Here is a 591-nt window from a genome sequence, read left to right on the forward strand (position 1 = left end):
CTCCGGCATATCGATGGGCAGAACAAAGCAAATCGTTGCCTCCACCGCGCCACGCGCATTGACCAAAGGGGACGCCAGACATTGTGTGAAATTGTTGATGGCACCAACAGTACGAGCCAGCGGCTGTTTGCGATGCGCGTGGCACTCGGCGATGAAGGCGGCGATATCCGCCGCCTGCCCGTTCGGTTGCAGGCGGTCTTCCGGTTCCAGCACTGATTCAATTTCATCCCCGGATAAATCGGATAGCATCAGCCGACCCGAAGCGGTCCACGGGATCGGTATCTGTGATCCGACTTCAGAACTGATCCGCAACGGTCGGGAACCAGGCCGTGCGTGGATGATGACCTGCTTGCCACGCAGGCGGATGCACAATTCGCAAGTCTCACCCGTTTCCTTGACCAGTTGATCCACCATATCGCGGCCACGCGCCACGATATCGTTGGCGCGCAGGTAACTAGCACCATAGAGCTGCATTACCTTGCCAAAATAGACCCGTGCGTCCTTGACTTCCAGCAAGCCCGCCTCGCTCAGGATATTCACCAGATCGTAGATCGTTGATTTAGGCGCATCGAGCGCCTTCGGCAGATCCGC

General features: G+C 57.7%; 1 protein-coding gene. It reads right to left on the reverse strand.

What is annotated here, in order from left to right; all coding sequences use genetic code 11:
* Positions 1-591: IclR family transcriptional regulator (locus tag JNC63_RS21890; protein ID WP_374846778.1), on the reverse strand; the 591-nt coding region annotated here is incomplete at both ends.

The sequence above is a fragment of the Brucella ciceri genome, from assembly GCF_041930145.1.
GTDB lineage: Bacteria > Pseudomonadota > Alphaproteobacteria > Rhizobiales > Rhizobiaceae > Brucella > Brucella intermedia.